Genomic DNA, 26,917 nt, shown 5'->3' with positions numbered 1-26,917 from the left:
CGGATCATATTGCGCGATGAAAAAGACCCGGGTAATAGGGTGGCCGAGCAAGGAGCCCTCATGTCCAACAATCCCTCCAGTGCCTGCACCGCCTTTCGCGGCTCCAGCCGCCTCGCCAGCGGTTCGCTGCTCGATGTCGCGCTCGCCGTGAAGGCGGCACTGGCAGCCGATCCCACCGCATCCATCCTCACCTTCGACGACACGACCGGAAAGGTCGTCGATCTCGACCTGCGCGGCAGCGATATCGAAATCGCTGCGCGCCTCGGTGGAAAGCTGCCGGAAGCCAGCTCTGAGGCGCCGCGCGGCCGCGGCAGGCCCAAGCTCGGCGTCGTCGCCCGCGAAGTCACTTTGCTGCCGCGCCATTGGGACTGGCTCAGCCAGCAGCCAGGCGGTGCCTCGCAGGTCTTGCGACGCCTCGTCGATGATGCCCGCCGCAACGATGGTGGACGCAGCCAGGCGCGGGCAGCGCAGGCCGCGGCCTACGCCTTCATGTCGGCCATGGCGGGCGATCGCGAAGGTTTCGAGGAAGCCTCGCGCGCCCTCTTCGCCGGCGACGGCCAGCGTTTCGCCGAGCACAGCCGGACATGGCCGGAAGATATCCGAACCCATGCGGAAAAGCTGATGACAGGCGCGACCGGCCAGCCGTTGGACTGAATGGGATGAGGGCGGCACGCCGGGGCGGGCTGCGCGCAGCGCCATTGCCGTGACCTCAGCCGAAAGGCATAGCGGCGCCACCGCGCTCGCCGCGCCCTCGCCTCTCAAGTCACGACAAGGCCTCCACGACATGACCTCCCGCGCGCAATGGCTCGGCATCCTCTGCGGATTGCTGACCTCAGTGATCTGGGGCGTCCAGGCGGTCGTATCGCGGCACGCCATGCTGATCGACCTGACGCCGGCCGACGTCACGATCCTGCGCTTCGCCTCGGCTGCCGCCGTGCTGCTGCCGTGGGCGCTCCGCAACATGCGCCCCTTCCCGGTCGGCTCGCTCGGCTGGCCGCGGGCTGGGGTCATGGCGCTTCTGATCGGCCCGCTCTACAGCCTGATCCTTGTCGGCGGCGCCTATTTCGCGCCGGCCCTGCACTCGTCGATCATCTCGCCCGGCCTGATCCCGGTCTTCACCGCGCTGCTGGTCTTCCTCGTCACTGGCGAACGCGCCGGGCGGATGCGGATGGTCGGCCTGGGCATCATCGTATTGGGCATCGGCATCTTCTCGCGGGATGCGCTGGCGGTGACGCCTGCACGGCCCGATGCCTGGATCGGCGACCTGCTCTTCGTGCTGATCGCCCTCCTGTGGGCGATCTTCGGGCTTCTCGCCAAGCGCTGGGGTGTGAGCTCGCTCGACGTCACCGCCGCCTCCTGCCTGCTCTCCGTGCCGCTGCTCGTGATCGTCGCCCTTGTGCTGCCCGTCCACATGATGCGGGCGCCCTTCGCCGAGCTGCTGCTGCAGGCGGTCTATCAGGGTGTGCTGGTTGGCGTGGTCGCGCTCTACCTCTACGCCCGCACCGTGGCGATGCTCGGCGCGGCGAAGGCGACATTGTTCCTACCGCTGGTGCCGATTGCGACCGCCACCTCCAGCGCGCTCTTCCTGGCGGAAAGCCCCTCGCCGACCGAGCTTGTCGGCATGGCGGTGGTGGTCACCGGGATGCTGGTCGCCTTCCGCTCGCCCTCGGTCGGTTGAGCCGCGGAAGCGCAGAAAGCGCCGTCAGTCGGCCGCCGCAGTAAAGCGGCCGGGAAGCTCAGCCCTGATGCCCCTTGGCAATGGGCTCGACATAGGTGAGAGCCATGTCCCAGGGGAAATAGATCCAGGTGTCCTGGCTGACCTCCGTGACGAAGGTGTCGACCGTCGGCACGCCGGCGGGCTTGGCATAGACCGTGGCGAAATGCGCGTTCGGCAGCATCTCGCGCACGACTCGCGCCGTCTTGCCGGTGTCGGTCAGGTCGTCCACGACCAGCACGCCCTTGCCCTTGCCGTCGCCGATCGCCTTGATGTTCGGCGCGATGTCCTTGAGCACCTTGAGCTCGGTCTGGTTGCGATAGTCGTGATAGCTCGCGACACAGACCGTCTCGATCATCCTGAGACCGAGTTCGCGGCAGATGATCGCCGCCGGCACCAACCCGCCACGGGTGATGCAGACCATCGCCTCGAAGGGGCCCTTGTCGGCGAGGCGCCAGGCCAGCGCGCGGGCATCACGATGGAACTGGTCCCAGGAAACCGGGAAAGCCTTGTTCGAGGACGGTTCGGCCATGGCATGCGCTCCGGGCTGATCGCGGCGCGAAGAACGCCGGTTTCCGACCGAAAAGCCTATCGGCGCGCGCCTGACAAGAGGCACGCGCCGAACATCCCCAGGCGAAGCCCTTTATTGCGGCTCAGAATTCAGCCCAGCCATCCGCTCCGCCGCCGGAAGCCACCTTTCGGCCGCGCAGGGGCGACCCGGCAGAAGGCACCGCGCGCAGCATCGGAGCTGCGGCATGAACAAGCTGTGCCACAGGCCTCGAATACTCGCCTCCGAGCCGGAAGGAGCCGGCCATCGTGCTCAGAGCCTCGGTCTCCTGCTGGAGGTCGCGGGCGACGCGGGCGCTCTGCTCGGCCAGCAGCGAGTTCTGCTGGGTGATCTCGTCCATATGCGCGACGGTGCGGGCCATCTCGTCGATGCCGTTGGCCTGCTCGGTCGTCGCCTGCGAGATCTCGCTGACGGTCGAGGCCACCTTCGACGCGGCGGTGACGATCTCGCGCAGCGTCGTGCCGGCATCCTTGACGAGCCCGACGCCAGCTTGAATCTGCTGCGTAGAATTCGCGATCAAGGCCTTGACGCCATTGGCGGATTCACTGCAGCGCGCGGCCAGCGCCCGCACCTCCGTCGCGACCACTGCGAAGCCCCGCCCGGCATCGCCGGCCCGCGCCGCCTCGACCGCGGCGTTGAGCGCCAGCAGATTGGTCTGGAAGGCGATCTCGTCGATCATCGAGATGAAATACTATATAAAAGCAATGATCCGTGTGACGATTAGGACATACCGTACAGCACCGGAGCCAAAAATAAGAAAAACTGCAACTTACTGAAATAATATTGGTATTCGTCATGATTTGGATTTGGATTTTTCAATCGCAATCATAGATTTCACGTCGGCTATCGCCGCTTCGAGTTTGTCTGCTTCGCGGGAGCGGACGACGATATTCGTGTCGGGCCCGGTATCCGACCAGAACGGGTAGGAGCCGATCGAAACCGCTGGATGGGCCTTGGCGATCGCCGCCAGCGGACCGCCAATATCGCCCTCGCGCAGGCCGGCCTGAACCGTATCCGACAGGACCTTCGTCCCCGTCCGCAATGTCGGGGCGACGACATCCAGCATCGCCTGCATGATCGCCGGAACGCCGGCCATCACATAGACATTCCCGATATTGAAGCCGGGAGCCTTGGAGATCGCATTGGCGATCAGTTCGGCCCCGGCCGGAATGCGCGCCATCCGCATGCGCGCCTCGTTGAGATCGGCCGGCGAGAAACGCTCCGACAGCATCGCGACCGCGCGCGGGTCGTAATCGATGGAAACGCCGAAGGCGGCCGCGACCGCATCGGCGGTGATGTCGTCATGGGTCGGCCCGATGCCGCCCGTCGTGAAGACATAGGTGAATCGAGCCCGCAGGGCATTCAGCGCCGCGACGATCTCGTCGGTAACGTCCGGGACGACCCGAACCTCGCGCAGCTCGATGCCGATATTGGTGAGATACTCGGCGATATAGCCGATGTTCTTGTCCTTCGTTCGCCCCGACAAAATCTCGTCGCCGATCACCAGGATCGCGGCCGTGACGATGGCGGCTGACGGGCTGGCTTCACTGGTGGTCATCGCGGCGCTCCTGGCTCTCGATACAAGAGCTAGAGCATCGGCCCGAAAAGTGGAACGCGGTTTTCGGGGAAATGCCGATGCGAAAACAACGGGCTAAGACATTGTCGCGCGCCGCCCGGGCAGCGCGGCGAACGCCCCCCCGACGATGCAACGCGATCGCGCTGCTCAGGCGCGCTTGCGTTCGAAGACCAGATTGAGCCGCGTCTGGGCGACAAGCTTGTAGCCGCTGCGCGTCAAGAGCCCCGCGAGGTCGCTCTGCCAGCGCTGGCGGGAATCCTCGATGATGACGAAACCGGGCCAGAGTGACTCCGGCGCATCGCGCAGGAACGGTTCGAGAATGATGTCCTCGGCCCCTTCGACATCGAGCTTGATCGCATCGATGCGCTCGTAACCCTCGCCTTGGACCAGCGCCAGCAGCGTCATGGCCGGCACCCGGACCGCTATCCCGGCGCTCGAATTGAGGATGCGCACGCTCGACTCGCCGCGATTGGTCTGGTCGATGAACAGGGTCAGCTCGCCGGGCTTGTCCGCCAACGCGCAGGCCACCGCCTTGACCGTCCCGAAAGGATTCTGGGCGATATTGAACGCGAGCCGCGCGAAGATCTCCGGCTGCGGTTCGACTGCGAGGATCCGCGCGCCGCGCCCCGCACGGGCGGCAACGAACAGGGAATAGGCGCCGATATTCGCGCCGACATCGATGAAGGTGAAACCGTCGCGCAGCCGCGCGGCCAGCATCTCGCGCTCGACCGCGTCGAAATATTGCGGCGTGAACAGCACGCGCTTCTCGCAGACATTGCCGTCCGGATAGAGGCGCATCTTGGCGCCGAGCGCCTCGATATCGACCGGCGCGCCATTCAGCGAGCGCAGGCCGAGGCGGCGCAACGCATAGGCGATCTTGCGCCCGAAGAAAGAATCGGAGGCCGCACGCGTCCGCGCGATGATGCGGGCGAGATAGGCTTTCGGAGCGAAGGCGCCGTAGGGCCGCTCTTCCGCCTGGGATTGTTCGATGATCATGGCCATTGCGCCAGCCTGATACACCTCACAGCGCCGCTGCGCCAGCCATCTCCCCGCTTGCGGCCCAAAGCTATGCAGCGTCCGCGAACTGCCCGAAGATCGTTTCGAAGACGGGCGCGATCTCTCGGAAGACATCGATCAGCTCCGGATCGAACTGCCTGCCAGGCTCGCCGAGGATGACCGCGACGGCCTCCTCGTGAGACATCGCCGCCTTGTAGACGCGTTCCGTGACCAGCGCGTCATAGACGTCCGCGATCGCCATCAGCCGCCCCGTCAAGGGAATGGCCTTGCCGGCGAGCCCCCGCGGACAGCCGGCCCCGTCCCAACGCTCGTGATGCGTGAAGGCGATATCCTTGGCCACCTGCAGGAACGAGCTCGATGTGCCGAGATGCCGCTCGGCATTGACGATGGCCTGCCGCCCGAGTTCCGCGTGCGTCTGCATGACGGCCCGCTCGGCCTCGTCGAGCCGCCCCGGCTTGAGCAGGATGCGATCGGGAATGCCTACCTTCCCGATGTCGTGAAGCGGCGCGGATTTGAAGAGCAGATCGATGATCCCATCGTCCAGCTGATCCGCGTACAGCCCGCGCTCGCAGGCCGCCCTCGCCAGGGCCCGCAGGTAATGCTGCGTACGCCGGACATGGTTCGCGGTCTCGTTGTCGCGCGTTTCCGCCAGCGAGGCCATGGCCAGGATGATGGCGTCCTTCGCCCGTTCCGCCTCCTCCAGCGCGACGGACAACGAGTTCACCAGCGCGATGTTGGTCATGGCGACGGCGGCGCTGTTGGCGATCCGCCTCAGAGTCCGGATCACCTCAGGCGCCGGGCGATGGCAATGCGCCCAGTAAGCGCCGATCGCAGCGACAGGGTCTTCGTGCCGCACCGGCACCATGACGAGGCTGCGCACGAAGGTTGGCCGATAGGCAGCATGCGGAATGCGATCATCCGCGTAGATGTCCTCGATGACGACGACCTCACCGCGCTGCATGGCCCAGCCGGAGATGCAGGTCTCCATCGGAAAGCGCTGGCCTTTCCAGAGCGGCGTGATCGCGTCCTCGTCGGCGTAGTAGCAGCGGCCGCTTTCACGCAGGACGAAGCTGATGCCGTCCGCTCCGGTCAGCCCGCGCGCGTTGCGGCGCACGACGCTCATGACCTCCGCGATGCCGCGCGCCATGGCGAGATCGAGAACCAGGGCATCGAGCGCGCTCGGCGCATCATCCCCGTAATAAGCGAACGACGATGTTCTTGCCGGCGCGTGCATGGATCGAGAGGCAGTCGAGCGGATCGAAAACGACGAAAGCATTACCATGACAACGTAATGAAATTCTGAACGCAAGGGCATGTTTGGCGCGCACCTACGTCAGCCGCAGGTGACCTCGACACTGGCGCGGCAGCTCGGCCTCCGCCGATGATGCAAGCGGCTTGCACGCTCCGCCAAACGCAATAGATATGTCGGCAAGGAGTTTCCTGGGCGCGATGACATTCGAAGACACCATCGGCCGGTCGCGCTCACGCGAACCTGCCATCAAGATTCATGGCCCCGAGGCTTTCGCGGCCATGCACAAGGCCGGCCGGCTGACGGCCGAGGGCCTCGACATGCTCGGCTCCTACGTCAAGCCCGGCGTCACGACCCAGCGCCTCGACGATCTCGCCTTCCAGTTCGCCATGGACAACGGCGCCTACCCGGCGACGCTGTTCTATCGCGGCTATACCAAGTCGATCTGCACCTCGATCAACCATGTCGTCTGCCATGGCATCCCCGACGACAAGCCGCTGCGCGAGGGCGATGTCCTCAACATCGACTACACGCTGATCGTCGATGGCTGGCACGGCGATTCGAGCCGGATGTACGCCGTCGGCGAGATTTCGCGGAAGTCCGAGCGGCTGATCGAGATCACCTATGAAAGCCTGCTGCGCGGCATCAAGGCTGTTCGAGCCGGCGCGACCACCGGCGACGTCGGCTTCGCCATCCAGCGCTATGCGGAAGGCGAGCGCTGCTCGGTGGTGCGCGATTTCTGCGGCCACGGCATCGGCCGTCTCTTCCACGATGCGCCGAACATCCTGCACTACGGCAGCCCCGGCGAGGGCATCGAGCTGAAGCCGGGCATGGTCTTCACCATCGAGCCGATGATCAACCTCGGCAAGCCCGGCGTGAAGGTGCTCTCCGACGGGTGGACAGCCGTGACGCGCGACCGTTCGCTCTCCGCCCAGTTCGAGCATCAGATCGGCGTCACGGAGACCGGCTGCGAGATCTTCACGCTCTCGCCTGGCGGCCTCGACAATCCGCTCACCGCGCGATGAGTGTCGGCACCGGCAAGGGGCCGCGCAAGGTGCCCTCGCCTGCCGCCTTTGCCGAAGCCGCCGATGCAAAAGCCGCGACGCCGCATTATCACGGCCATCGCGACCGCTTGCGCGCCCGTTTCCAGGAAACCGGCGCGGAAGCCCTGCCCGATTACGAGCTGCTCGAGCTGCTGCTCTTCCGCTCGATCCCGCAGCGGGACGTCAAGCCGCTCGCCAAGGAGCTGATCCAGCGCTTTGGTTCCTTCGCCGAGGTGCTGGGCGCCCCGATCACCCGCCTGACCGAGGTCAAGGGCGTCGGCGAGGGCGTGGCGCTCGATCTCAAGGTCGTCGCGGCCGCGTTGCAGCGCATGGCGAAGGGCGCCGTCTCGAAGCGGCCGGTCCTGTCCTCATGGTCGTCGGTGCTCGACTATTGCCGCATGGCGATGGCCTTCGCGGAGCGCGAGCAGTTCCGCATCCTGTTCCTCGACAAGAAGAACGCTCTCATCGCCGACGAGGTGCAGCAGACCGGCACGGTCGACCACACGCCGGTCTATCCGCGCGAGGTCATGCGCCGGGCGCTGGAACTCTCGGCCTCCGCCATCATCCTCGTCCATAATCACCCATCCGGCGACCCGACGCCCTCGGGTGCCGATATGCGGATGACCCGCGAGCTCGTCGACATCGCCAAGCCGCTCGGCATCGCCATTCACGACCACATCATCGTCGGGCGCGACGGCCATGCGAGCTTCCGCAGCCTCGGGCTGATCTGAGCCCTGTCGCCCGTCTCGTCGGAGGCCAGAGCATGTCGCAGCTCATCGTGAAGCGTGTTTACGACCCACCCCTGCCGAGCGACGGCATGCGAATCCTGGTCGATCGCCTCTGGCCGCGCGGAATCGCGAAGGACAGGATCGAGATGTGGCTGAAGGATATCGCGCCCAGCGATGTTCTCCGGCATGAGTTCCACGGCCATCCCGACCGCTGGGACGAGTTTCGCGCCGCCTATGCCGCCGAACTCGGCAGCGCATCGGCGCAGGCAGCCCTCGCCACGCTGGAGGAGAAACTGGCGCAAGGGCCGGTGACGCTGCTCTATGCCGCCAAGGACGAGACCCGGAACAATGCCGAAGCCTTGCGGCTTTGGCTGGAAGAACGTCCCAGCGCAGCCAAAAACCGCTAGAAGGCGCCATTTCCCGAAAGCTCGAAGGCGGCAGCGCCTGGTATCGCTGACCGGGTCCTCTTTGCCGGTCCTGCCGAATACGCCGGAGCCCCACTCAATACTGCCTAGGAAAAAGGCAGACCCGACCAATTGGGCATCTTCCTCCCCCCTTCCCGAACGCCAGCGAATGCGCATAGGCTGGCCGAAAAGGGGAAGAGGGCCGCATGGTCGCATTCGATGAAATGACCGGCTCGGGCACGGAACTGAGACCGGCCTATGAAGCTCTCGACCGCTGGCTCAAGGAAGCGCCGCCGGAGACGCTGGCCCTGAGGCGCAGCCAGGCGGAGCTGTTCTTCCGCCGCATCGGCATCACCTTCGCGGTCTACGGCGACGAGGAATCGACGGAGCGGCTGATCCCTTTCGACATCATCCCGCGGGTCCTGACCAAGCCGGAATGGACCAAGCTCGAAGCGGGCCTGCGCCAGCGCGTGACCGCGCTCAACATGTTCCTGGCCGATGTCTACGGGCCGAAGGAATGCCTGAAGGCCGGCATCATCCCGCCCGATCTGGTCTATCGCAACGCCTGCTACCAGCTCGAAATGGTCGACTTCAAAGTGCCGCACGGCATCTACTGCCACATCGCCGGCATCGATGTGGTGCGCGTCGACGCCGACACCTTCTACGTGCTGGAGGACAATGCCCGCACCCCGTCCGGCGTCTCCTACATGATGGAGAACCGGGAGGTGATGCTCAGGCTCTTCCCCGAGCTCTTCTCCACGCATCGCGTCGCGCCGGTCGACAACTATCCCGACCAGCTGCTGGCGACGCTGCGCTCGGTCGCGCCGCGCAGCGCCCCATCCGACCCGACGATCTGCCTGCTCACGCCGGGCCAGTACAATTCGGCCTTCTACGAGCACTCTTTCCTGGCCGACAAGCTGGGCATCGAGCTTGTCGAAGGCTCGGACCTGCTGGTCAAGGACGACGTGGTCTATATGCGGACCACGCAGGGGCCGAAGCGCGTTGATGTGATCTACCGTCGCATCGACGACGACTTCATCGACCCGCTCGTCTTCCGCGGCGATTCCGTGCTCGGCGTCCCCGGCATCATCGGCGCCTACAAGGCCGGCAACGTCACGCTGGCCAATGCGGTGGGCACCGGCGTCGCCGACGACAAGGCGGTCTACAGCTACATGCCCGAGATCGTGAAGTTCTTCACCGGCGAGGAGCCGATCCTGAAGAACGTCCCGACCTTCCGCTGTCGCGAGCCCGAAGCGAACGCCTATGTGCTCGACAATCTCGAGAAGCTCGTCGTCAAGGAGGTCAACGGTTCCGGCGGCTACGGCATGCTGGTCGGCCCGCACGCCAACAAGGCGCAGATCGAGACCTTCCGCCGCAAGCTCAAGGCGAGCCCTGAGGGCTTCATCGCCCAGCCGACGCTGGCGCTCTCGACCTGCCCGACCTTCGTCGCCTCAGGCGTGGCGCCGCGCCATGTCGACCTGCGCCCCTATGTGCTGTCGGGCGCCAACGGCATTTCCTGCGTGCCGGGCGGGCTGACGCGCGTTGCGCTCAAGGAAGGCTCTCTCGTCGTCAATTCGAGCCAGGGCGGCGGCACCAAGGACACCTGGGTTCTCGACGCATGACCGACGCTGCCAGCCAGACCATCATGACCCCGCAATCGCCTGCCACGCTGCGGAAAGGCACTCGCTGATCATGCTTTCGCGTACCGCCGACAGCCTTTACTGGGTTTCCCGCTATGTCGAGCGGGCCGAGTATCTCGCCCGCATCCTCGACGCCACCACCCGCCTGACCAACCTGCCCTCGACCTATGGCGGCGCCGGCACGGAATGGCACAGCGCAGTGTCCACCGCCGGCTGCGAGGACACCTTCGCCCAGGCGTATGGCGAGGCGAACGAGCGCAATGTCTGCGACTTCCTGACCTTCAACCCCGACAACCCCTCCTCCATCCGCAACTGCCTGGCCCAGGCGCGCTCAAATGCGCGCGCGGTCCGCACCGCTCTGACCTCGGAGATGTGGGACGCGCTGAACAGCGCCTGGCTGGAGCTGCAGCGTTTCGAGAAGAAGCGCATGGACCGCGAGGAGTTCGCCCGCTTTCTCGACTGGGTGAAGAACGTCTCGCTCGTCTTCGACGGCTCGGCCTACCGCACCATGCTGCGCGACGACGGCTACTGGTTCTCGCGGCTCGGCGTCTATCTGGAGCGCGCCGACAACACGGCCCGCATCCTCGACGTCAAATACCATGTGCTGCTGCCGGCCAACGAGCAGGTCGGCGGCTCGCTCGACTACTTCCAATGGACCACGGTGCTGCGCGAGGTCTCGGCCCTGACCGCCTATCACTGGGTCTATCGCGAGGCTGTGAAGCCGATCCTGATCGCCGATCTGCTCATCCTCAACCGCCGCATGCCGCGCTCGCTCGCCGCCTGCTACGAGAACATCTCGCGCTTTCTCGACCATCTCGGCGATGCCTATGGCCGGCAGGGCCAGGCCCAGCGCCAGGCGCGCAAGACGCTGGGCAGCCTCAGCAATACCCGCATCGACGATGTTTTCACGCACGGGCTGCATCAGTTCATCGAGGAGTTCATCACGGAGAACAATCGCCTCGGCAACACCATCTTCGAGCAGTATCTCCAATGAATCGCTTGCCTGCTCGCAGGCCGGCGGCCAAAGAGCGGTTGCCGTAACCCCGTCCGGACCGAACCATGCGGATCAGGATTTCCCACGCGATCAGCTACGACTATGCCGAGCCGGCGCGTCACATCACGCAGATCCTGCGGCTGACCCCGCGCGACCATGACGGCCAGCACGTCATGTCCTGGCGCATCGAGCCGAACGTCGACGGCCGTCTGCGCACCACGCAGGACGCGCACGGCAACATCGTTCACAGCTTCTACGCCGAAGGGCCGATCTCGTCCCTCGGCATCCGCATCGACGGGCTGATCGAAACCATCGATCTCGCCGGCGTCGTCCGTGGCGGCCACGAGCGGGTTCCCTGTGACGTCTACCTGCGCGACACGCTGCTGACCGGCCAGGACGAAGCGCTCCGCAACTTCGCCGACGAAGCCGTGCAGGGCGCCGCCACGCCGCTCTCGCGCATGCACGCGCTGATGGCTGCGGTCGAGGAGGAGATAGCCTGCGTCGACGCCAGCGGCCGCACCGGCGTCGGTGCGACCGCCGCCTTCGCGGCCAAGGAGGCGATCGCGCAGGATATCGCCCATGTCTTCATGGCCTGCGCCCGGCATCTCGGCGTGCCCGCCCGCTACGTTTCGGGCTATGTGGCGCAATCCGACGACCTGCCGCACGGCAACGGTGCCCATGCCTGGGCCGAAGCTTACCTTGAAGACTACGGCTGGATCGGCTTCGACTGCGCCAACGGGCTGTGCCCGATCGACACCCATGTCCGCGTTGCCGTGGGGCTCGACTTCACAGACGCCGCGCCGGTCCGCGGCTCGCGCCAGGGCGGCGAAGGCGAAAACCTCAACGTGCTCGTCAGCGCTCAGGAAGCCGAAGGCCGCTTCGCCAACCAGTGATCGTGCCCTCCACGGGAGTGCCGAAGATGCAAGGACAAGTCCCGTGACCTATTGCGCCGGAATCCTCGTGCAGGATGGCCTCGTCATGATCGCCGACACCCGCACCAATGCCGGGCTCGACGACATCTCGACCTTCCGCAAGCTCCACGTCTTCTCCTGGCCGGGCGAGCGGAGTTTCGGCCTGATGACCGCCGGCAACCTCTCGATCACCCAGTCCGTGGTGAGCTTCCTCAATGAGGGCCTGCCCAATTCCGAGACCGGCGAGATCGACACCCTGCAGAACGCCAGCTCGATGTTCCGCGCCGCGCAGCTCGTCGGGCGCTGCATCCGCCATGTACGCGATATCGACGGCCCCGCGCTCGAGGAGGCGAGGGTCAAGTTCGACATATCCATGCTGTTTGGCGGCCAGATCAAGGGCCAGCCGATGCGGCTCTTCATGGTCTATGGCGCCGGCAACTTCATCGAATGCGGCGCGGACGCGCCCTTCCTCCAGATCGGCGAGCATAAATACGGCAAGCCGATCCTCGACCGCGCGGTGACCTTCAAGACGCATCTCTACGATGCCCTCAAGGTCGGCTTGATCTCGATGGATTCGACGATGCGCTCCAATCTCGGCGTCGGTCTGCCGATCGATCTCATGGTCATGCGGCGCGACGCGGACGATCTGGAGCTCAACCGCCGCATCGAAGCCGGAGAGCCTTATTTCCACGATCTGCGGGAGCGCTGGTCGGCCGCCCTGCGCGCGGCCCATATGGCGATCCCGCGCCCGCCCTACGCCCCTCCCGAGCCTTGACGCGCTCGAACGGCAACCGGATGTCAATAATTGCGGCGCTAAGTTGTCGGGCAAGACCCGCCTTGGATAACGCATGTTCCAACCGTTTGCCGCGAAGATGACGAACGCGGGCTCCTCCGCTCGTATGTTCGCGAGCACGGTGGTGACTCTCGGCTGTGCTTTCCTGCTCCTGATGGCCGCCGGCATCGGCGTCGTCATCGCGATCACGCGCGAGGCGAACCGGCTGGAGGCACAGCGCCAGGCGGAGCGTGTCGAGACCGCCTTCAACGCCCAGATTCGCCTCAATGAACTGAGGCTGGAAGGGCTGGTCACCACCGGCGAACTGCCGGAAGCGTTGGAACAGACCGACCCGAAACCGGCGCTGCAAGCCGCTTTCAGGCGCTTGCGCGGCCAGCTTGCCGATTTCGACGGCGCTTATATCGCCTCGGCGAATGGCGTCGTGCTCGCAGGTATCGATACCAACGCGCCGTCCGGCCGCTCGGGATCGGGCGGCCTGCGCCATCTCGAAGCGTTTCTACGCGGCACGAAGGGGCAGCCGGTCGCAGCCATCGGCGAGACGCTTCTTCCGCAGTTCGGAGCGACGCGCTCGACGGTCATCAGGGACGGGGACGAAACCCTGATGCTGACGATCGTCGATCTCGCGCGCGTCGTGCCGTTCAGCGCCACGAGCGCGCGGGAATCGCTCTCGCTCATCGCCTATCGTCACATATCGGAAGGCCTGCTCCCGGAGCTGGCAGAGCGCTATCGCGTTGCCGATATCCACCTGGCGGCCGCGCAGCCGAGCGACAGGCTGACGGGACTGGCCTTGCGCGCCCCGGACGGCACCGTCAGCGGTTGGCTGACCTGGACGCCGGCCCGCCCCGGCGACGTCATGCTCCACCGGTTCCTCTGGGCTTTGATCGCAGTCGCCCTGCTGTTCTCGGCGATCTTCGTTTTCGTCGTCCAGCGCCTGCGCGCCGCCGCCGGGGAGATCGAATTGCGGGAGCGCCAGATCCAGCGCCTTGCAGGGCAGGATGAGCTTTCGCTCCTGCCGAACCGGCGCAGCTTCGACCTGACGCTCGATCAGACCCTCGCCGATCTCCAGCAGAACGGCACGGGGCTCGCGATGATGCTGATCGACCTCGATCGCTTCAAGGCCGTCAACGACACCTATGGCCACACCGCGGGCGACGAATTGATCCGGCAGGTCGCGACGCGGCTCGCGGGCGCGACGCAGGCCACGGACACGGTCGCGCGCATCGGCGGCGACGAGTTCGGCATCATCCAGACGCAAGGCGCCACGCCTGCCAGTTGCACTGCGCTCGCGGAGCGCATTCTGGCGCGGCTCACCGAACCCTTCGTCGTCATGGGAATCGAGGTCACGATCGGCTGCTCGATCGGCATCGCCATCGCCCCGCGCGACGGCGCCGATCGCGAAGCGTTGCTGAGACTGGCGGATATGGCGCTCTACGAGGCCAAGAATGGCGGCCGCAATCGCTTCTCCTTCTTCGAGACGCAGATGAACCGGTCGCTGCAGCTCAAGCGCATGGTCGAGGACGACCTGCGCCGCGCCATCGAGAATGACGAGCTGACGCTGCACTACCAGCCGCAGGTCTCGGTCGACGGCTCCACGATCGTCGGCATCGAGGCGCTGGTGCGCTGGCCTCACCCGGTGCACGGCATGATCCCGCCCTCGGACTTCATCGCCATCGCCGAGGAGCGCGGCCTCATCATGCCGTTGAGCGAGTGGGTGCTGCGGCGGGCCTGCACGGAGGCCCGGCGCTGGACCGGGATTCGGCTGGCCGTCAACGTTTCGCCCATCCAGTTCCGCCACAAGGACTTCGTCGCCAACGTCATCCGCATCATCGAGGAAACCGATTTCGATCCGGCGCAGCTCGAGCTCGAATTGACCGAAGGCGTGCTGATCGAGGATGCCGATGCGGCGGAAACCGCGATGATGGACATCCGCGCTCACGGCGTCGGCCTGGCGCTCGACGATTTCGGCACGGGCTATTCGAGCTTGATCTATCTGCGGCGCTTCGCCTTCGACAAGATCAAGATCGACCGCTCCTTCCTCGAATACATGGAAGCGACCGGGGAATCCGCCATCCTCGTCCATTCGATGGCACATCTCGGCCGGGCGCTCGGCCTGCGCGTCTGCGCCGAAGGCGTCGAGACCGCCGAGCAGCATCGCTTCCTGCAGGCGATCGGCTGTCACGAATTGCAGGGCTTCCTGTTCTCGAAGGCCGTGCCGGCCGAGGAGATCGATCGGCTGCTGGATCTCGACAACCCTTTTGCTGAAATCCTCGTCGCCGCCTGAAATCCGTCTTCAGAGCATTTTCGAGCGAAGCGGACACCGGTTCGCGTGAAGAAAATGCGATAAGATCAAAACCTAGAACAGCAGTTCGTGGATGCCGCTGAAGATCGCGTAGGCGAAGCCGGCGCTGAGCAGCAGCCCCGCCGCCCCGAAGATCGCGCCGATGATCATCAGCAGGCCGTCGCGCTCGACGAGGCCGAGCCCGACGAGGCAGACGGCAAGGCCGAGCGGGATCTGCCCGATGAACGGCGCCGCGACGATCAGCCCCAGCGCCAATACCAGGATGACCAGCCCCAGCACGGGAATGGCGTAGGGGCTGCCGAGCATCGTCAAGCGCGGCTTGGAGAAGCGTTCGAGCCGGATCAAGGCCGGAAGCGCCCGCTCGACGGCACGGTTGAGCTCCGGCTTGCCGATGCTGCGGGCGAGTAGGGCCTTCGGTAGCCATGGCATTCGCCGGCCCATCAGCATCTGCAGCGCGACGAAAGCCAGGACCAGGCCGCAGACCAGCGGGATCGGCGGCGGCATCGGCAGGCAATTCGGCAGGCCGAGCAGAACGACGAGCAACGCATAGGCCCGGTCCTGAAGCGCGGCGATGATCGTGCCGACCGCGATCCGTTCCCCGGGCAGGCCGGCAAGCGCCGTCAGAAGTCCGGAGGTGCGCAGGGAAGATGACAAAGGGACAAAGGCCGTGCCGAAGCGGGAGCGCCCGCGTAGCACGGTCGGCCGCTGGCCAACAAGCACGCCCGGCGCAGGCGTTCAATGCCGGGCGGTCGGGGCCAGCCTCTTGCGCGGCCGTTCAATGCAGCGTCAGCACGCCGTTCAGGCTGCGGATCTCCGCCGGCCGGATCAGGCGCGAATGCGCGACGGTGACCGAATGAAGCGGTCCATCGAGCTCGCGCCGCCAGAATGCGAGGAAATCCTTGAGCACCGGAAAGCGCGGCGCCACGTCGTATTGCTGCCAGATGAAGGTCTGCAGGACGCTGCGGTGATCCGGCATGCGATACAGGATCGTCGCAGTCGTCAGCCCATAGCCTTCCAGCTGCTTGATGAAATCTTCCGAGACCATCGCCACCTCCTCTCCTGATACGGAATGAAAGCTTTGCCGGATGCGTCGAGCCTGCTCCCGCTTGGTTAACAAAGGCTTGCAAGTCTACTGCCAAACTGCTGCAATCCCAATGCATGACGCGGGCCAGCACCTGCGGCGTGGCGGGGGCGTGCGTGGCGTATGGGTGGGGCAAGGCCGGTTTGGCCGGGTTGGCGATCGTCTTCGCCGCCGCTGCGTTCGATTCGGCCAGAGCGGAAGAAGACGAGGACGAGTATTCGCCTATTTCCATGGTGATATTCGGCTCGATGGAAGCGGGCCCGACCAAGACCTTCGTATCGGTCGGCATGAAGCGTGCCATCGGGGGCGGAATTGCCGATAGTGGCTTCCGGCTCTTCCTGAAGGCCGGAGGATCGCAGGAACAGACGCGGCGGTCCTCTCCTCACGGCACCACCTACAAGGCCGAGTCGCAGGCGATGCTGGGCTATGAATGGCGCATCCGCGACAGCTTTCTCGCGGTGTATGCCGGCTCCGACACCGAAAGCGAGCAGCGGATCGAAACCTTTGGTCCCTCGCTGGTTTCGACCCGCTACGGCGCCCGCCTCCAGGCCGATCTCTGGGCCGTGCCTGCCGATGGCATGATGCTGCAGGCCAATGCTTACGGCTCGTCACTCAACGGCCGGCTCTGGGCCCGCCTCGCGCCCGGCTGGCAGATGCCTGCCGGCTTTTATCTGGGTCCGGAAATCGAAGCCTATCGCGAGCGCGATTATCGCAAGCTGCGGCTCGGGCTTCATCTCACCGGCCTGCGTTTCCTCGGCCTCGAATGGCGCCTGTCCGGCGGCTGGCAGAATACGAGCGACCGGCCTTCGGAGGCCTACGGCACGCTGGGGCTGCATTGGCTGCGCTGAGGCATTTTCGAGCGAAGCGGACACCGGTTCGCCTGACGAAAATGCGATGAATTATCCCGAGCTCAGCTCTGCAAGGCTCGCAAGGCCTCGGGCGTATCGACATCGATGGCGATCGCCGGGTCCTCGAACGCGACCTCGACCACCCGCTCGCCGGCCTCGTCGAGCAGCCGCCTCGCACCACGATCTCCCGTGAGAAGCGACACCGCCGGAAAGATTTGCCGCGCCAGCAACACCGGATTTCCGCGCTGGCCGAACAACGTCGGCACCACGGCGAGAGCTTCGGGTCGCATCGTATGGGCTGCGACGAGTTGCTCGATGACCTGGGGAGTCACATTCGGCATGTCGCCGAGCGAAACCACCGCGCCCTGGACCCCATTCGGCAAGGCAGCGATTCCAGACTTCAGCGAGCTTGCGAGACCTGAGGCGTAATCAGGATTGTACACGATCCGGACCGGCAGATCCGCCAGCGCGGCGGTAACGGCGTCCCGTTCATGGCCCGTGACGACGAAGACGGGTGAAAGGCCGGCCTCCAGCTGGGCCTCAGTGGCGTGACGCAGGATCGGCTTGCCGCGCAGCGGCTGCAGCAGCTTGTTCCGGGCCCCCATGCGCGTCGACAGCCCGGCGGCAAGGACGATGCCCGCGACCGAGCCGCCTTCGCTGTGTCCGGGCGCACGTGGTTGCGGCCGCGAGACGATTTCCATCAGCAGCCCGCCGACGCCCATGCGCTGGACATCGGCCTTCTCCACCCGGATGCCGGCAAGGCTGCGCTGCAGCACCCAGTCGAAGCTGTTCTCCTTCGGCGAGCGGGCACAGCCCGGCGCCCCGATCACCGGCTTGCCACCGAGCCTGCCGAGCATCAGCAGGTTGCCGGGATCGACCGGCATGCCGAGATGCTCGACCTCGCCACCAGCTTCCACGAGCGCTTGCGGAATGACGTCGCGCCGGTCGGTGATGGCCGAGGCGCCGAATACGACGATGATGTCGGCCTCGCCCCCCGCCTGCTCGGCGATTGCCCTCGCCAACGGCTCCGGCTCATGCGGCACGCGCTTGTCGGCCGACAGAATGGCCTGCGCCGGCGCCAGCCGGTCCTGCATGATGCGCAGCGTCTTATCGACGACGCTCGGCTTCAACCCCGGCAACAGGGTCGAGATCACCGCCACCCGGGACGGGCGATAGGGCGCGATCGCGATGGCCGGCCCATCGCCGAGCGCCGCGAGCGCCTCGGCCACCCGCGCCTCGGCCACGGCGTAGGGAATGATCTTCACCGTCGCGACGAGTTCGCCCACGACCACCGCCTTGAGCGCCGGCAAGGTCGCGACCGTGATCGCCTCGTCCACCATGTTGAAGGCATCGATGGCCGCGACGTCGAGCCTCAGCACGCCGGCCGTGGCCGCGAACAGGTTGACCCGGCCGGTGAAGGGGGCTTCGGCGGCGATGGCCTCGCCGACCATATGCGAGGCCAGCCGCTCGGCCGCGGCATTCTCGCCGATGTCGCCGGTTTCGAGCCTGACGGCGACGATCTCGGTGATGCCGGCCTCCTGCAGCCGTGCAGCGAGGTCCGCGGTGATGGTCGCGCCTTTCTTCACCGTCGTTCCGCCCGCGCGGATGGTGTGCGCGGCGATGCAGCCGACGGCCTCGGCGCTGGCGACCGGTCCGAATTTCATCGCCTTCGCCTCTCAGGCCGGCTTGCGGCGTGGGCCGCGCAGGGTCGCGACGATCTCGGCGAGGATCGCAAGCGCGATCTCGGCCGGCGAGACCGCACCGATGTCGAGCCCGATCGGCGCATGGATGCGTTCGATGGCGGCGGCGTCGAAACCGGCCGCCGTCAGGCGCTCGACGCGCTTGGCATGCGTCTTCCGGCTTCCGAGTGCGCCGACATAGAAGCAGTCAGAGCGCAGTGCAGCCTCCAGGCCGGGATCGTCGATCTTGGGGTCGTGGGTCAGCGCGACGAAGGCGGTGTAGCCGTCGAGGCCAATCCGGCCGATGGCCTCCTCCGGCCACTCCGCCAGCAGCTCGGTCTGCGGAAAGCGCTCGGGCGTGGCGAAAGCGGTGCGCGGGTCGATAATGACGAGGTCGAGATCGAGCGTCTTCGCTATCGGCGCCATCGCCTGCGAGATATGAACCGCGCCCGTCACGACGACACGCGGATGCGGGGCCTGCACGGTCAGGAAATACGAGGCGCCCTCCGCCTCCATCATGCCGCTCTTGCCCATCCGCAGCTGCCGTTCGAGCGGCTCTGCCAGCGGATCGCCAGCGATATCCGCCTGCTTGACGAGGCGCTGGCTGCCGCTGGCGAGATCGGTGACGAGGATGGTCGCGCGACGCGCCTGCCGCTCGGCATTGAGCGTCGCGAGGACGGAAAGATCCACGCGGCTCAGCCCCTGTCCGTCGCCAGCTTCAGGCCCAGCCCGATCATCAGCGAGCCGCCGATCCAGCGCCCGAAGGCGAAGCCGGCCTTCGTCTTCTTCATCGCGCCCACGACGAGGGAGGCGCCGAAGACGGTGACGAGGTCAGCCGAGGAAAAGGCGAAGTTCACGATCGTCCCGAGGATCAGGAACTGCACCCAGACCGGCAGCGAACCAGTGGGATCGACGAACTGCGGCAGCAGCGCGATGAAGAACAGCGCAACCTTCGGGTTCAGGACCTCTACGATCAGGGAATCGAGGAGCGCGCGCTTCACCGTCTTCGGCGGCAAAACCGGCTGGTCGGGCGCGCCGAGACGCGAGCGGATCATGCCGATGCCGATCCAGATCAGGTAGAGCGCGCCCGCGATCTTCACCGCCACATAGAGTTCCGGCACATGCTTGAACACGGCCGAAAGACCGAAGGCTGCGGCGAAGACATGCAGATAGCAGCCGAGATGGATGCCGAGCATCGCCATCAGGCCGGCCTTGCGGCCGTGGCTGATCGTCTGGGCAGCGGTGTAGAGCAGCGCCGGCCCCGGAAAATAGGCGACGAGGATCGTCACCGTCGCAAAGGCGATCAATGTTTCCCAGGAGGCCATCTCAGTTCACCTTCTCGACATAGACCTTGATGCGCCCGCCGCAGGAGAGGCCGACCTTCCAGGCCGTCTCGTCGGCGACGCCGAACTCCAGCGTCCGTGCCTTGCCGTCGGCGATCACGTCGGCGGCCTCGGCGACCACAGCGCCCTCGACGCAGCCGCCGGAGACCGAGCCGACGAAATTGCCTTCGCCGTCGATGACGAGATGCGAGCCGACCGGGCGCGGCGCCGAGCCCCAGGTCTCGACCACCGTCGCGATCGCGACTTGCCGGCCGGCGCGGCTCCAATCCTCGGCGGCACGCAGGATGTCGGTGTCGGTGCTGATCATGGCCCGTGCCTGTTGCGGATGACGCGGAAACAAATTCGATCTTATGCGCCAATGCCCCGTCGCCGTCGAGCGAGCCGGGCACGGCCGTTATGTGAAGCTGACATATGTGCTAGCGCTCTGCCGAGTTCAAACGCCCTTCCCTCTCCAGACCCGAGGAAACCATGGCCGCAACCGGCCGCCGCGATGGCGTGGTCCTGCTGCACGGCATCCTGCGGCGCGCGGCTTCCATGAAGCTGCTCGAGCAGGCGCTCGCCGGCGAAGGATACCGCGTCCTCAATCTCGACTATCCCTCGCGCCGGCAGAGCCTGTCGGAGATCGTCGAAGGCCTGTCCGGCGCCATCTCCGCCTTCGAGGCTGGGCTGGACGGAGAGCTTCATTTCGTCACCCACTCGATGGGTGGGCTGGTCGCACGCGCCTGTCTCAACCGCTTCCGCCCGGCGCGGCTCGGGCGCGTCGTAATGCTGGCGCCCCCGAACGAGGGCAGCGAGATCTCCGACCTGCTGGCGCGGAACTGGTTCTATCGCAGCGCTTTCGGCCCGGCCGGCGAGCAATTGACGACACGGCGCAGCGAGGAGCTGTGCCAGTTGCTCGGGGCCGTCGATTACCCGCTGGGCGTCATTGCTGGAGACCGCTCGTTGTATGTGTTCGCCTCGCTGGTCCTGCCGGGGGCCAATGACGGGCGCGTCTCGGTCGAGCGGACCCGCGTCGCGGGCATGGCGGACCATATCGTCCTGCCGACGAGCCACCCCCTGATCATGCGCGATCCGGAAGCTGTGGCCCAGACCATCTACTTCCTCCAGAACGGCCGCTTCAGGCGCTGAGCGCCGGCATCTGCGCCCGCTTCAGCCACAGGCGCGGATCGTTCTCGCGTCCCACCTCCTGGGAGAGCGCCGCGCAGAGATCCGTCATCGCCGCGAGGTTGTGGATCGGCCGGAACGAATCGACATGCGGCAGCATCGCCCGGATGCCGCTCGCCCGCGCCGCGAAGGCCTCGTAGCGCAGCAGCGGGTTGAGCCAGACCAGTTGCCGGCAGGACCGGTGCAGCCGGTCCATCTCGAAGGCGAGGCTGTCGTCGAGATGCCGTTCCAGCCCGTCGGTGAAGAGCAGCACCACAGCCCCGCCCGCCAGCACGCGCCGCGACCAGACGCGATTGAACTCGTGCAGCGCGGTGGCGATGCGCGTGCCGCCCTCCCAGTCCGGCGCGGCCTTGCCGGCGAGCGCCAGCGCCTCGTCGGGGTCGCGCGCCCGCAGCATCCGGCTGACATTGGTGAGCCGGGTACCGAAGACGAACGAGTGAACCCGGCGCCGCTTCTCGGTGAGCGCATGCAGGAAATGCAGGAAAATGCGCGAATATTCCGCCATCGAGCCGGAAATATCGACCAGCGCCACGATCGGCGGATGAACCTCCCGCCGCTCGCGAAAAGCGAGATCGATCGAACCGCCCCCGCCCCTGAGCGATTGGCGCAAGGTCTGGCGCAGATCGACATTCCGGCCGCGCGCCGTCGGCTTGAACCGGCGGGTGGTGATGCTGTCGTCCGGCAGCCGCAACTCGGCGATGAGCTGCTTGGCGCGCGCGATCTCGGCCGCGCTCATCTGGGCGAAGTCGCGCGACTTCAACATCTCGCGATCCGAGACGGTGAGCCGCGCCGTGAGCTCGGTCAGCTCGGCGGGCGGCTCGTCGTCGCGTGCCGGCGGCGCGAAGGCCTCCGCCACGCGCAACGCCCCGGCCTCGGCCTTCTCGGGCTGTCTGTCCCCGGCAGGCGAGGTCGGCGTCATCTGCGCCATGATCTTTTCGATCAGGTTGCGCCTGCGCCAGAACAGCCGGAACGCCTGATCGTAGATCGCGCTGTCCTCGTGCTTCTTCACGAAGATCGCATGCAGCGCCCAATAGACGTCGTCGCGCTCGCCGAGCGCGCCTTCGGCCAGCGCCTCCACGGCCTCCACGACAGCGCCCGGCCCGACCGGCAGCCCCGCCATGCGGAGGGCACGGGCGAAATAGGCGACGTTCTCGGAAAGCTTGCCGCTCATCGCTGCCCGCCTGACTTCAACTCCGCGTCTCGGTCATGAACACCTTCTGGACGATCTGCCAGCGGCTCTCGATCTTCAGGAGCGAGAGCAGATCGGTGAAATAGCGCGGCGGCATCTGGCACTTGACCTTGACCAGCGCGAGCGTCGGCCCGACCAGATCGATCGTGAGGATGTGGTCGTCGCGCTGCAGCCCGGCGGACTTCGGCGCGGGCCGGTTGCGAACGGCCTCGAGCCATTCTTCGCGCGGCACGATCTGGATCGTCCCGTCCTCGCGCGCCGTGGTGAGCGCGCTGGTCGGATGGAAGACATGGGAGAGCTTCTCGGTATCGCCCTCATAGAGCCCATCGAGATAGGTCCGCACCGTCGCTTCCACCGCCTTGATGTCCGCGTTCATGGCATCCTCCTCACGCTCTGCTTCGGCGATTTATACGAAAGACAAGCCCGTCAGCGGCCGACCTCGGCCTTGGCCTGATCCAGCAGCTCCTTCACCTTGGAACCCTGCATCGCCTGGATATCGTCCTGGTATTTGAGCAGCGCGCCCAGCGTATCGGAGACGATGGCCGGGTCGAGCGCGACCGCATCGAGCTCGACCAGCGCCGTCGCCCAGTCGAGCGTCTCGGCCACGCCCGGCGCCTTGAACAATTCCTCCTTGCGGATCGCCTGTACGAAACCGACCACCTGCTTCGAGAGCTTCACCGGCGCGTCGGGCACCCGCGCCTTCAGGATGGCGAGCTCGCGGGTGGCATCGGGGTAGCCCACCCAGTGATAGAGGCAGCGGCGCTTGAGCGCGTCATGGATCTCGCGCGTGCGGTTCGAGGTCAGGATCACGATCGGCGGCTCGGCGGCCTTGACCGTGCCGAGTTCGGGGATCGTCACCTGCGCATCGGCCAGCACTTCCAGCAGGAAGGCCTCGAAAGCCTCGTCGGTGCGGTCGAGCTCGTCGATCAGCAGGATCGGCGCCCCGCCCTCCTGCGGTTCGAGCGCCTGCAACAGCGGGCGCTTCACCAGATATTTCTCCGAGAAGATGTCGCCTTCCAGCCGCTCGCGATCCTCCGCGACGCCGCCGGCCTCGGCGAGGCGGATCGCCATCATCTGCCCGGCATAGTTCCACTCATAGACCGCGGAAGCAAGGTCGAGCCCCTCATAGCATTGCAGCCGGATCAGCCGCCGGCCCAGGCCCGCTGCCAGCACCTTGGCGATCTCGGTCTTGCCGGTGCCGGCCTCGCCCTCCAGCAGCAGCGGCCGCTTCATCCGGAGCGCCAGGAACAGCACGGTCGCGAGCGCGCGGTCGGAGACATAGCCCTGGCTCTGGAGCAGGGCGAGGGTCGCGTCGATGGAGGAAGGCAGAGGAGAGGACATCAAGACACAAATCATGCCCGGGGCTACCCCGGGCATCTCTCGGGAATGAACGGTCAGCTAGGCTTGGAAGAGATGGCCGGGTCAAGCCCGGCCATGACGCATGGCAAAATGGCGCTGTCGCCGCTACTTTCCCGTCGCCTGTGCCACGGCCTCCTTGGCCATGACGCCGATCAGATGGGCGCGGTACTCGGGGTCGGCATGGATGTCGCCATTGATCCCCTTCGCCGTATGCTTGAGACCGTCGAGCGATTTCGGCGCGAAGCGGGCCTTGAGCGCGACCTCGGCCTCCGGCCAGCGGAAGACGCCGCCCTCGCCCGCGCCGGTCACCGCGACGCTGATATCGCTGCCGCGCTTGGCGACGAAGACGCCGACCATCGCATAGCGCGAGGCCGGGTTGCGGAACTTGGCATAACCCGCCTTCGAGACCAGCGGGAACGAGATCCTGGTGACGATCTCGCCCTCTTCCAGCGCCGTCTCGTAGAGCCCGGTGAAGAACGCCTCGGCGGAAAGCTTGCGCTGGTTGGTGATGATCGTGGCGCCGAGCGCCAGCAGCGCGGCGGGATAGTCCGCGGCCGGGTCGTTGTTGGCGACCGAGCCGCCGATCGTTCCGCGATGGCGCACATGCGGATCACCGATATGCCCCGCGAGATAGGCCAGCGCCGGGATCGCTTCCCGCACCTCGGCCGAATCCGCGACCTCGGCATGGGTCGTCATCGCGCCGATGACGATGTTGCGGCCCTTGCGCGCGATGCCCTTGAGATCGGCACAGGCGCCGAGATCGACGAGAGCGGTCGGCGCGGCCAGCCGCTGCTTCATCGTCGGCAGCAGGGTGTGGCCGCCGGCCAGCAGCTTGGCGTCCTCCTTCTTGGCGAGCAGCGTCGCCGCCTGCCGGGCGCTGGTGGGCTTGTGATAGGTGAAAGCGTACATTTGCTTGTCCTTTCAGCTCACTCGGCCGCCAGGCGGCTGATCGACTTCTGCGCCGCGCGCCACACCGCCTGCGGCGTGGCGGGCATCGCGATGTCCTCATGGCCGAGCGCGTCGGTGATGGCGTTGATGACGGCGGGCGGCGAGGCGATGGCGCCGGCCTCCCCGCAACCCTTGATGCCAAGCGGGTTCGACGGGCACGGTGTCACGGTCATGCCGACATCGAAGGACGGCAGATCGTCGGCGCGCGGCATGCAGTAGTCCATGAAGCTCGCCGTCACGAGCTGGCCGTCGCTATTGTATCGGGCGCCTTCCAGCAGCGCCTGGCCGATGCCCTGGGCGATGCCGCCATGCACCTGCCCCTCGACGATCATCGGATTGATGACGTTGCCGAAATCGTCGACTGCGGCCCAGCGCTCGATGGTGGTGACGCCGGTATCCGGATCGATCTCAAGCTCGCAGATGTGGACGCCGGCCGGGAAGGTGAAGTTGGTCGGGTCGTAGAATGCCCCCTCCTTCATTCCCGGCTCCAGCTCCTGCCCGTTGAACTTGTGCGCGACATAGGCCTGCAGCGCGCAGGAGCCGAAATCGAGCTTGCGGTCGGTGCCCTTCACCGAGAAATGCCCGTCCGCGAAGTCGATATCGGCCTCGTCGGCCTCCAGCACATGGGCGGCGACCTTCTTGCCCTTGGCGATCACCTTGTCGAGCGCCTTGAAGACCGCGGACATGCCGACCGCGCCGGAGCGCGAGCCATAGGTGCCCATGCCCATCTGCACTTTGTCAGTGTCGCCATGGATGATCGAGACATTGTCGATCGGTATACCGAGCCGGTCCGAGACGAGCTGGGCGAAGGTCGTCTCATGGCCCTGGCCATGGCTGTGCGAGCCCGTCAGAACCTCGACCGTGCCAACCGGATTGACCCGGACCTCCGCCGATTCCCACAGGCCGACGCCCGCGCCGAGCGAGCCGACCGCCGCCGACGGCGCGATACCGCAGGCCTCGATATAGGACGAGAAGCCGATGCCGCGCAGCTTGCCCTTGCGGGCTGAGTCGCGCTTGCGCTTGCCGATCCCCTTGTAGTCGATGATCTCCAGCGCCTTCTTCAGCGAGGCCGGGTAGTTGCCGGCGTCGTACATCATGATGACCGGCGTCTGGTGCGGGAACGTCCTGATGTAGTTCTGCATCCGGAACTTGGCCGGGTCCTTCCCGAGCTGGCGCGCCGTCACCTCGATCAGCCGCTCGACCACGAAGGTCGCCTCGGGGCGCCCGGCGCCGCGATAGGCATCGACCGGCGCGGTGTTGGTATAGACCGCATCGACCTCGCAATAGATCGCCGGGATGTCGTACTGCCCCGACAGCAGCGGCGCGTAGAGATAGGTCGGCACCGAGGAGGAGAAGGTCGAGAGATAGGCGCCGAGATTGGCGGTGGTCTTGACCCTTAGGCCCAGGATCTTGCCCTCCGCGTCGGTCGCGAGTTCCGCATGGGTGACGTGGTCGCGGCCATGCGCGTCGGACAGGAAGGCCTCCGTCCGGTCTGCCGTCCACTTCACCGGTCGGCCGACCTTCTTCGCGGCCCAGACACAGACGGTCTCCTCGGCATAGATAAAGATCTTCGAGCCGAAGCCGCCGCCGACATCCGGCGCGATGACGCGCAGCTTGTTCTCCGGCGCGATGCCGATGAAGGCCGAGAGCACGAGCCGCGCCACATGCGGGTTCTGGCTGGTGGTGAACAGCGTGAAGACGCCGTCGCCCGCATCGTAGTCGCCGACGGCCGCGCGCGGCTCCATCGCATTCGGCACCAGCCGGTTGTTGACGAGGTCGAGCCTGGTGACGTGCTTGGCGGCCTTGAAAGCCTTCTCTGTCGCGTCCTTGTCGCCGAGATGCCAGTTGAACACCGTGTTATCGGGCGCCTCGTCATGGACGACGGTCTTGGCGCCCGCCGCCGTGGCGGTATCGACCACCGCCGGCAGTTCCTGATAGTCGACCGTGATCGCCTCGGCGGCGTCGCGCGCCTGCGCCAGCGTCTCGGCCACCACGACGGCGACATGGTCGCCGACATAGCGCACCTTGCCCTGGGCCAGCGCCGGGTGCGGCCCGGCGCGCATCGGCGAGCCATCCTTGTTGTGGATCATCCAGCCGCAGATCAGGCCACCGATCTTGTCGGCGGCGAGATCGGCCCCGGTGAAGATGCCGAGCACGCCTGGCATGCCGGCGGCGGCCTTGGCATCGATCGACCCGATCTTGGCATGCGCATGGGGCGAGCGCAGGAAATAGGCGTGCGCCTGGCCCGGACGATTGACGTCGTCGGTGTAGCGCCCTTGGCCGGTGATGAAACGATGATCTTCCTTGCGGCGGACTGCGGCGCCGATTCCGGTGACGGACATGGTGTTCCCTCCTCGCACGGCACCTCTG

The 26,917-nt window shown here is 66.2% G+C and carries 28 protein-coding genes; 12 read left to right on the top strand and 16 right to left on the bottom strand.

Annotated elements, in window-relative coordinates; translation table 11 throughout:
• The first annotated feature begins 60 nt into the window (after positions 1–60).
• Both AC2FAN_RS18865 and AC2FAN_RS18860 read left to right on the top strand, forming a co-directional pair.
• Positions 61–654 carry a DUF2239 family protein gene (locus AC2FAN_RS18865; RefSeq protein WP_485175883.1) on the top strand — a complete coding sequence of 198 codons (594 nt, stop codon included), beginning with the start codon at positions 61–63 and terminating at the stop codon, positions 652–654.
• A gap of 49 nt (positions 655–703) precedes the next feature.
• Positions 704–1,678: a DMT family transporter gene (locus AC2FAN_RS18860; protein WP_485175882.1), complete on the top strand. Its 975-nt coding sequence runs from the start codon at positions 704–706 to the stop codon at positions 1,676–1,678.
• 58 nt (positions 1,679–1,736) lie between these two features.
• Here AC2FAN_RS18860 and gpt read toward each other — a convergent pair whose 3' ends face one another.
• The 5 genes from gpt to AC2FAN_RS18835 form a co-directional block, all read right to left on the bottom strand.
• A complete protein-coding gene (gene gpt / locus AC2FAN_RS18855) occupies positions 1,737–2,246 on the bottom strand; it encodes a xanthine phosphoribosyltransferase (RefSeq protein WP_265053908.1) in 510 nt (169 codons plus the stop codon).
• Between the two features lie 121 nt (positions 2,247–2,367).
• Positions 2,368–2,961, bottom strand: a complete 594-nt coding sequence (locus AC2FAN_RS18850) for a methyl-accepting chemotaxis protein (RefSeq protein WP_485175881.1) — start codon at positions 2,959–2,961, stop codon at positions 2,368–2,370.
• A gap of 114 nt (positions 2,962–3,075) precedes the next feature.
• Positions 3,076–3,840 (bottom strand): competence/damage-inducible protein A, encoded by a 765-nt coding sequence (locus tag AC2FAN_RS18845; RefSeq protein ID WP_265053910.1) that lies wholly within the window; start codon positions 3,838–3,840, stop codon positions 3,076–3,078.
• 165 nt (positions 3,841–4,005) lie between these two features.
• Positions 4,006–4,854, bottom strand: coding sequence for an FkbM family methyltransferase (locus AC2FAN_RS18840; protein WP_265053911.1), 849 nt, complete (start codon positions 4,852–4,854; stop codon positions 4,006–4,008).
• Positions 4,855–4,924: 70 nt separating this feature from the next.
• Complete coding sequence (locus AC2FAN_RS18835; protein WP_485175880.1) at positions 4,925–6,109, bottom strand: GAF and HD-GYP domain-containing protein; 1,185 nt, start codon at positions 6,107–6,109, stop codon at positions 4,925–4,927.
• A 215-nt stretch (positions 6,110–6,324) separates the two neighbouring features.
• Between AC2FAN_RS18835 and map the strand changes: the two genes are divergently transcribed.
• The 8 genes from map to AC2FAN_RS18795 all read left to right on the top strand — a co-directional run bounded on the left by map (position 6,325) and on the right by AC2FAN_RS18795 (position 14,918).
• On the top strand, positions 6,325–7,149 hold the full coding sequence (map, locus tag AC2FAN_RS18830) for a type I methionyl aminopeptidase (RefSeq protein ID WP_485175879.1): 825 nt from the start codon (positions 6,325–6,327) through the stop codon (positions 7,147–7,149).
• Complete coding sequence (radC, locus tag AC2FAN_RS18825; RefSeq protein ID WP_485175878.1) at positions 7,146–7,898, top strand: RadC family protein; 753 nt, start codon at positions 7,146–7,148, stop codon at positions 7,896–7,898. The genes map and radC overlap by 4 nt, the downstream gene beginning before the upstream one ends.
• Before the next feature lie 32 nt (positions 7,899–7,930).
• A complete protein-coding gene (locus AC2FAN_RS18820) occupies positions 7,931–8,302 on the top strand; it encodes a DUF488 domain-containing protein (protein ID WP_265053915.1) in 372 nt (123 codons plus the stop codon).
• A gap of 203 nt (positions 8,303–8,505) precedes the next feature.
• Complete coding sequence (locus AC2FAN_RS18815; RefSeq protein WP_265053916.1) at positions 8,506–9,921, top strand: circularly permuted type 2 ATP-grasp protein; 1,416 nt, start codon at positions 8,506–8,508, stop codon at positions 9,919–9,921.
• Positions 9,922–9,991: 70 nt separating this feature from the next.
• The gene (locus tag AC2FAN_RS18810) at positions 9,992–10,933 is read left to right on the top strand and encodes an alpha-E domain-containing protein (protein ID WP_265053917.1); all 942 of its coding nucleotides are present in this window, start codon (positions 9,992–9,994) and stop codon (positions 10,931–10,933) included.
• Positions 10,934–10,998: 65 nt separating this feature from the next.
• Positions 10,999–11,826 (top strand): transglutaminase family protein, encoded by an 828-nt coding sequence (locus AC2FAN_RS18805; RefSeq protein ID WP_485175877.1) that lies wholly within the window; start codon positions 10,999–11,001, stop codon positions 11,824–11,826.
• A 43-nt stretch (positions 11,827–11,869) separates the two neighbouring features.
• Positions 11,870–12,619 carry a proteasome-type protease gene (locus AC2FAN_RS18800; protein WP_265053919.1) on the top strand — a complete coding sequence of 250 codons (750 nt, stop codon included), beginning with the start codon at positions 11,870–11,872 and terminating at the stop codon, positions 12,617–12,619.
• Positions 12,620–12,692: 73 nt separating this feature from the next.
• Complete coding sequence (locus AC2FAN_RS18795) at positions 12,693–14,918, top strand: putative bifunctional diguanylate cyclase/phosphodiesterase (protein ID WP_485175876.1); 2,226 nt, start codon at positions 12,693–12,695, stop codon at positions 14,916–14,918.
• Between the two features lie 72 nt (positions 14,919–14,990).
• Here the strand turns inward: AC2FAN_RS18795 and AC2FAN_RS18790 are convergent, their stop codons facing one another.
• Entirely contained in the window at positions 14,991–15,590 is a 600-nt protein-coding gene (locus tag AC2FAN_RS18790; RefSeq protein ID WP_265053921.1) for an exopolysaccharide biosynthesis protein, read from the bottom strand.
• Positions 15,591–15,711: 121 nt separating this feature from the next.
• Entirely contained in the window at positions 15,712–15,981 is a 270-nt protein-coding gene (locus tag AC2FAN_RS18785; protein WP_265053922.1) for an usg protein, read from the bottom strand.
• A 113-nt stretch (positions 15,982–16,094) separates the two neighbouring features.
• Between AC2FAN_RS18785 and bcsS the strand changes: the two genes are divergently transcribed.
• Positions 16,095–16,865 carry a cellulose biosynthesis protein BcsS gene (gene bcsS, locus AC2FAN_RS18780; protein ID WP_485175875.1) on the top strand — a complete coding sequence of 257 codons (771 nt, stop codon included), beginning with the start codon at positions 16,095–16,097 and terminating at the stop codon, positions 16,863–16,865.
• 62 nt (positions 16,866–16,927) lie between these two features.
• On the opposite strand, the gene AC2FAN_RS18775 is transcribed toward bcsS, so the two are convergent.
• The 4 genes from AC2FAN_RS18775 to AC2FAN_RS18760 are packed head-to-tail and all read right to left on the bottom strand — an operon-like array spanning position 16,928 to position 20,194.
• Positions 16,928–18,529 (bottom strand): NTP transferase domain-containing protein, encoded by a 1,602-nt coding sequence (locus AC2FAN_RS18775; RefSeq protein ID WP_485175874.1) that lies wholly within the window; start codon positions 18,527–18,529, stop codon positions 16,928–16,930.
• Positions 18,530–18,541: 12 nt separating this feature from the next.
• Positions 18,542–19,234, bottom strand: coding sequence for an XdhC family protein (locus AC2FAN_RS18770; protein WP_485175873.1), 693 nt, complete (start codon positions 19,232–19,234; stop codon positions 18,542–18,544).
• A gap of 5 nt (positions 19,235–19,239) precedes the next feature.
• Positions 19,240–19,869 carry a LysE family translocator gene (locus AC2FAN_RS18765; RefSeq protein WP_485175872.1) on the bottom strand — a complete coding sequence of 210 codons (630 nt, stop codon included), beginning with the start codon at positions 19,867–19,869 and terminating at the stop codon, positions 19,240–19,242.
• Position 19,870: 1 nt separating this feature from the next.
• Positions 19,871–20,194 (bottom strand): XdhC family protein, encoded by a 324-nt coding sequence (locus AC2FAN_RS18760; protein WP_265053927.1) that lies wholly within the window; start codon positions 20,192–20,194, stop codon positions 19,871–19,873.
• Positions 20,195–20,355: 161 nt separating this feature from the next.
• On the opposite strand from AC2FAN_RS18760, the gene AC2FAN_RS18755 reads away from it, so the two are divergent.
• Positions 20,356–21,015 carry an alpha/beta fold hydrolase gene (locus tag AC2FAN_RS18755; protein ID WP_485175871.1) on the top strand — a complete coding sequence of 220 codons (660 nt, stop codon included), beginning with the start codon at positions 20,356–20,358 and terminating at the stop codon, positions 21,013–21,015.
• Here the strand turns inward: AC2FAN_RS18755 and AC2FAN_RS18750 are convergent.
• The 5 genes from AC2FAN_RS18750 to AC2FAN_RS18730 all read right to left on the bottom strand — a co-directional run bounded on the left by AC2FAN_RS18750 (position 21,005) and on the right by AC2FAN_RS18730 (position 26,889).
• Positions 21,005–22,222, bottom strand: coding sequence for a vWA domain-containing protein (locus AC2FAN_RS18750; protein WP_485175870.1), 1,218 nt, complete (start codon positions 22,220–22,222; stop codon positions 21,005–21,007). The genes AC2FAN_RS18755 and AC2FAN_RS18750 overlap by 11 nt on opposite strands.
• Positions 22,223–22,238: 16 nt before the next feature.
• Complete coding sequence (locus AC2FAN_RS18745) at positions 22,239–22,616, bottom strand: nuclear transport factor 2 family protein (RefSeq protein ID WP_265053930.1); 378 nt, start codon at positions 22,614–22,616, stop codon at positions 22,239–22,241.
• A 50-nt stretch (positions 22,617–22,666) separates the two neighbouring features.
• Positions 22,667–23,581, bottom strand: coding sequence for an AAA family ATPase (locus AC2FAN_RS18740; RefSeq protein WP_485175869.1), 915 nt, complete (start codon positions 23,579–23,581; stop codon positions 22,667–22,669).
• A gap of 123 nt (positions 23,582–23,704) precedes the next feature.
• Positions 23,705–24,508 (bottom strand): FAD binding domain-containing protein, encoded by an 804-nt coding sequence (locus AC2FAN_RS18735; protein ID WP_485175868.1) that lies wholly within the window; start codon positions 24,506–24,508, stop codon positions 23,705–23,707.
• A gap of 17 nt (positions 24,509–24,525) precedes the next feature.
• Positions 24,526–26,889 (bottom strand): xanthine dehydrogenase family protein molybdopterin-binding subunit, encoded by a 2,364-nt coding sequence (locus AC2FAN_RS18730; RefSeq protein ID WP_485175867.1) that lies wholly within the window; start codon positions 26,887–26,889, stop codon positions 24,526–24,528.
• Between the last annotated feature and the right edge of the window lie 28 nt (positions 26,890–26,917).

It is taken from the genome of Allobosea sp. RIT-PG3_2 (assembly GCF_057321085.1).
The sequence above is the reverse complement of the archived record's forward strand: the minus strand, read 5'-3'. Positions and strand labels throughout refer to the sequence as shown.

What these genes read in the sequence shown, in the direction of transcription:
- AC2FAN_RS18865 (WP_485175883.1), top strand. Translation starts at nt 61, where the DNA reads ATGTCCAACAATCCCTCCAGTGCCTGCACCGCCTTTCGCGGCTCCAGC.
- gpt (WP_265053908.1), bottom strand. Translation starts at nt 2,246, where the DNA reads ATGGCCGAACCGTCCTCGAACAAGGCTTTCCCGGTTTCCTGGGACCAG.
- AC2FAN_RS18850 (WP_485175881.1), bottom strand. Translation starts at nt 2,961, where the DNA reads ATGATCGACGAGATCGCCTTCCAGACCAATCTGCTGGCGCTCAACGCC.
- AC2FAN_RS18845 (WP_265053910.1), bottom strand. Translation starts at nt 3,840, where the DNA reads ATGACCACCAGTGAAGCCAGCCCGTCAGCCGCCATCGTCACGGCCGCG.
- AC2FAN_RS18840 (WP_265053911.1), bottom strand. Translation starts at nt 4,854, where the DNA reads ATGATCATCGAACAATCCCAGGCGGAAGAGCGGCCCTACGGCGCCTTC.
- AC2FAN_RS18835 (WP_485175880.1), bottom strand. Translation starts at nt 6,109, where the DNA reads ATGCACGCGCCGGCAAGAACATCGTCGTTCGCTTATTACGGGGATGAT.
- map (WP_485175879.1), top strand. Translation starts at nt 6,325, where the DNA reads ATGACATTCGAAGACACCATCGGCCGGTCGCGCTCACGCGAACCTGCC.
- radC (WP_485175878.1), top strand. Translation starts at nt 7,146, where the DNA reads ATGAGTGTCGGCACCGGCAAGGGGCCGCGCAAGGTGCCCTCGCCTGCC.
- AC2FAN_RS18820 (WP_265053915.1), top strand. Translation starts at nt 7,931, where the DNA reads ATGTCGCAGCTCATCGTGAAGCGTGTTTACGACCCACCCCTGCCGAGC.
- AC2FAN_RS18815 (WP_265053916.1), top strand. Translation starts at nt 8,506, where the DNA reads ATGGTCGCATTCGATGAAATGACCGGCTCGGGCACGGAACTGAGACCG.
- AC2FAN_RS18810 (WP_265053917.1), top strand. Translation starts at nt 9,992, where the DNA reads ATGCTTTCGCGTACCGCCGACAGCCTTTACTGGGTTTCCCGCTATGTC.
- AC2FAN_RS18805 (WP_485175877.1), top strand. Translation starts at nt 10,999, where the DNA reads ATGCGGATCAGGATTTCCCACGCGATCAGCTACGACTATGCCGAGCCG.
- AC2FAN_RS18795 (WP_485175876.1), top strand. Translation starts at nt 12,693, where the DNA reads ATGTTCCAACCGTTTGCCGCGAAGATGACGAACGCGGGCTCCTCCGCT.
- AC2FAN_RS18785 (WP_265053922.1), bottom strand. Translation starts at nt 15,981, where the DNA reads ATGGTCTCGGAAGATTTCATCAAGCAGCTGGAAGGCTATGGGCTGACG.
- bcsS (WP_485175875.1), top strand. Translation starts at nt 16,095, where the DNA reads ATGACGCGGGCCAGCACCTGCGGCGTGGCGGGGGCGTGCGTGGCGTAT.
- AC2FAN_RS18775 (WP_485175874.1), bottom strand. Translation starts at nt 18,529, where the DNA reads ATGAAATTCGGACCGGTCGCCAGCGCCGAGGCCGTCGGCTGCATCGCC.
- AC2FAN_RS18765 (WP_485175872.1), bottom strand. Translation starts at nt 19,869, where the DNA reads ATGGCCTCCTGGGAAACATTGATCGCCTTTGCGACGGTGACGATCCTC.
- AC2FAN_RS18760 (WP_265053927.1), bottom strand. Translation starts at nt 20,194, where the DNA reads ATGATCAGCACCGACACCGACATCCTGCGTGCCGCCGAGGATTGGAGC.
- AC2FAN_RS18755 (WP_485175871.1), top strand. Translation starts at nt 20,356, where the DNA reads ATGGCCGCAACCGGCCGCCGCGATGGCGTGGTCCTGCTGCACGGCATC.
- AC2FAN_RS18750 (WP_485175870.1), bottom strand. Translation starts at nt 22,222, where the DNA reads ATGAGCGGCAAGCTTTCCGAGAACGTCGCCTATTTCGCCCGTGCCCTC.
- AC2FAN_RS18745 (WP_265053930.1), bottom strand. Translation starts at nt 22,616, where the DNA reads ATGAACGCGGACATCAAGGCGGTGGAAGCGACGGTGCGGACCTATCTC.
- AC2FAN_RS18740 (WP_485175869.1), bottom strand. Translation starts at nt 23,581, where the DNA reads ATGTCCTCTCCTCTGCCTTCCTCCATCGACGCGACCCTCGCCCTGCTC.
- AC2FAN_RS18735 (WP_485175868.1), bottom strand. Translation starts at nt 24,508, where the DNA reads ATGTACGCTTTCACCTATCACAAGCCCACCAGCGCCCGGCAGGCGGCG.
- AC2FAN_RS18730 (WP_485175867.1), bottom strand. Translation starts at nt 26,889, where the DNA reads ATGTCCGTCACCGGAATCGGCGCCGCAGTCCGCCGCAAGGAAGATCAT.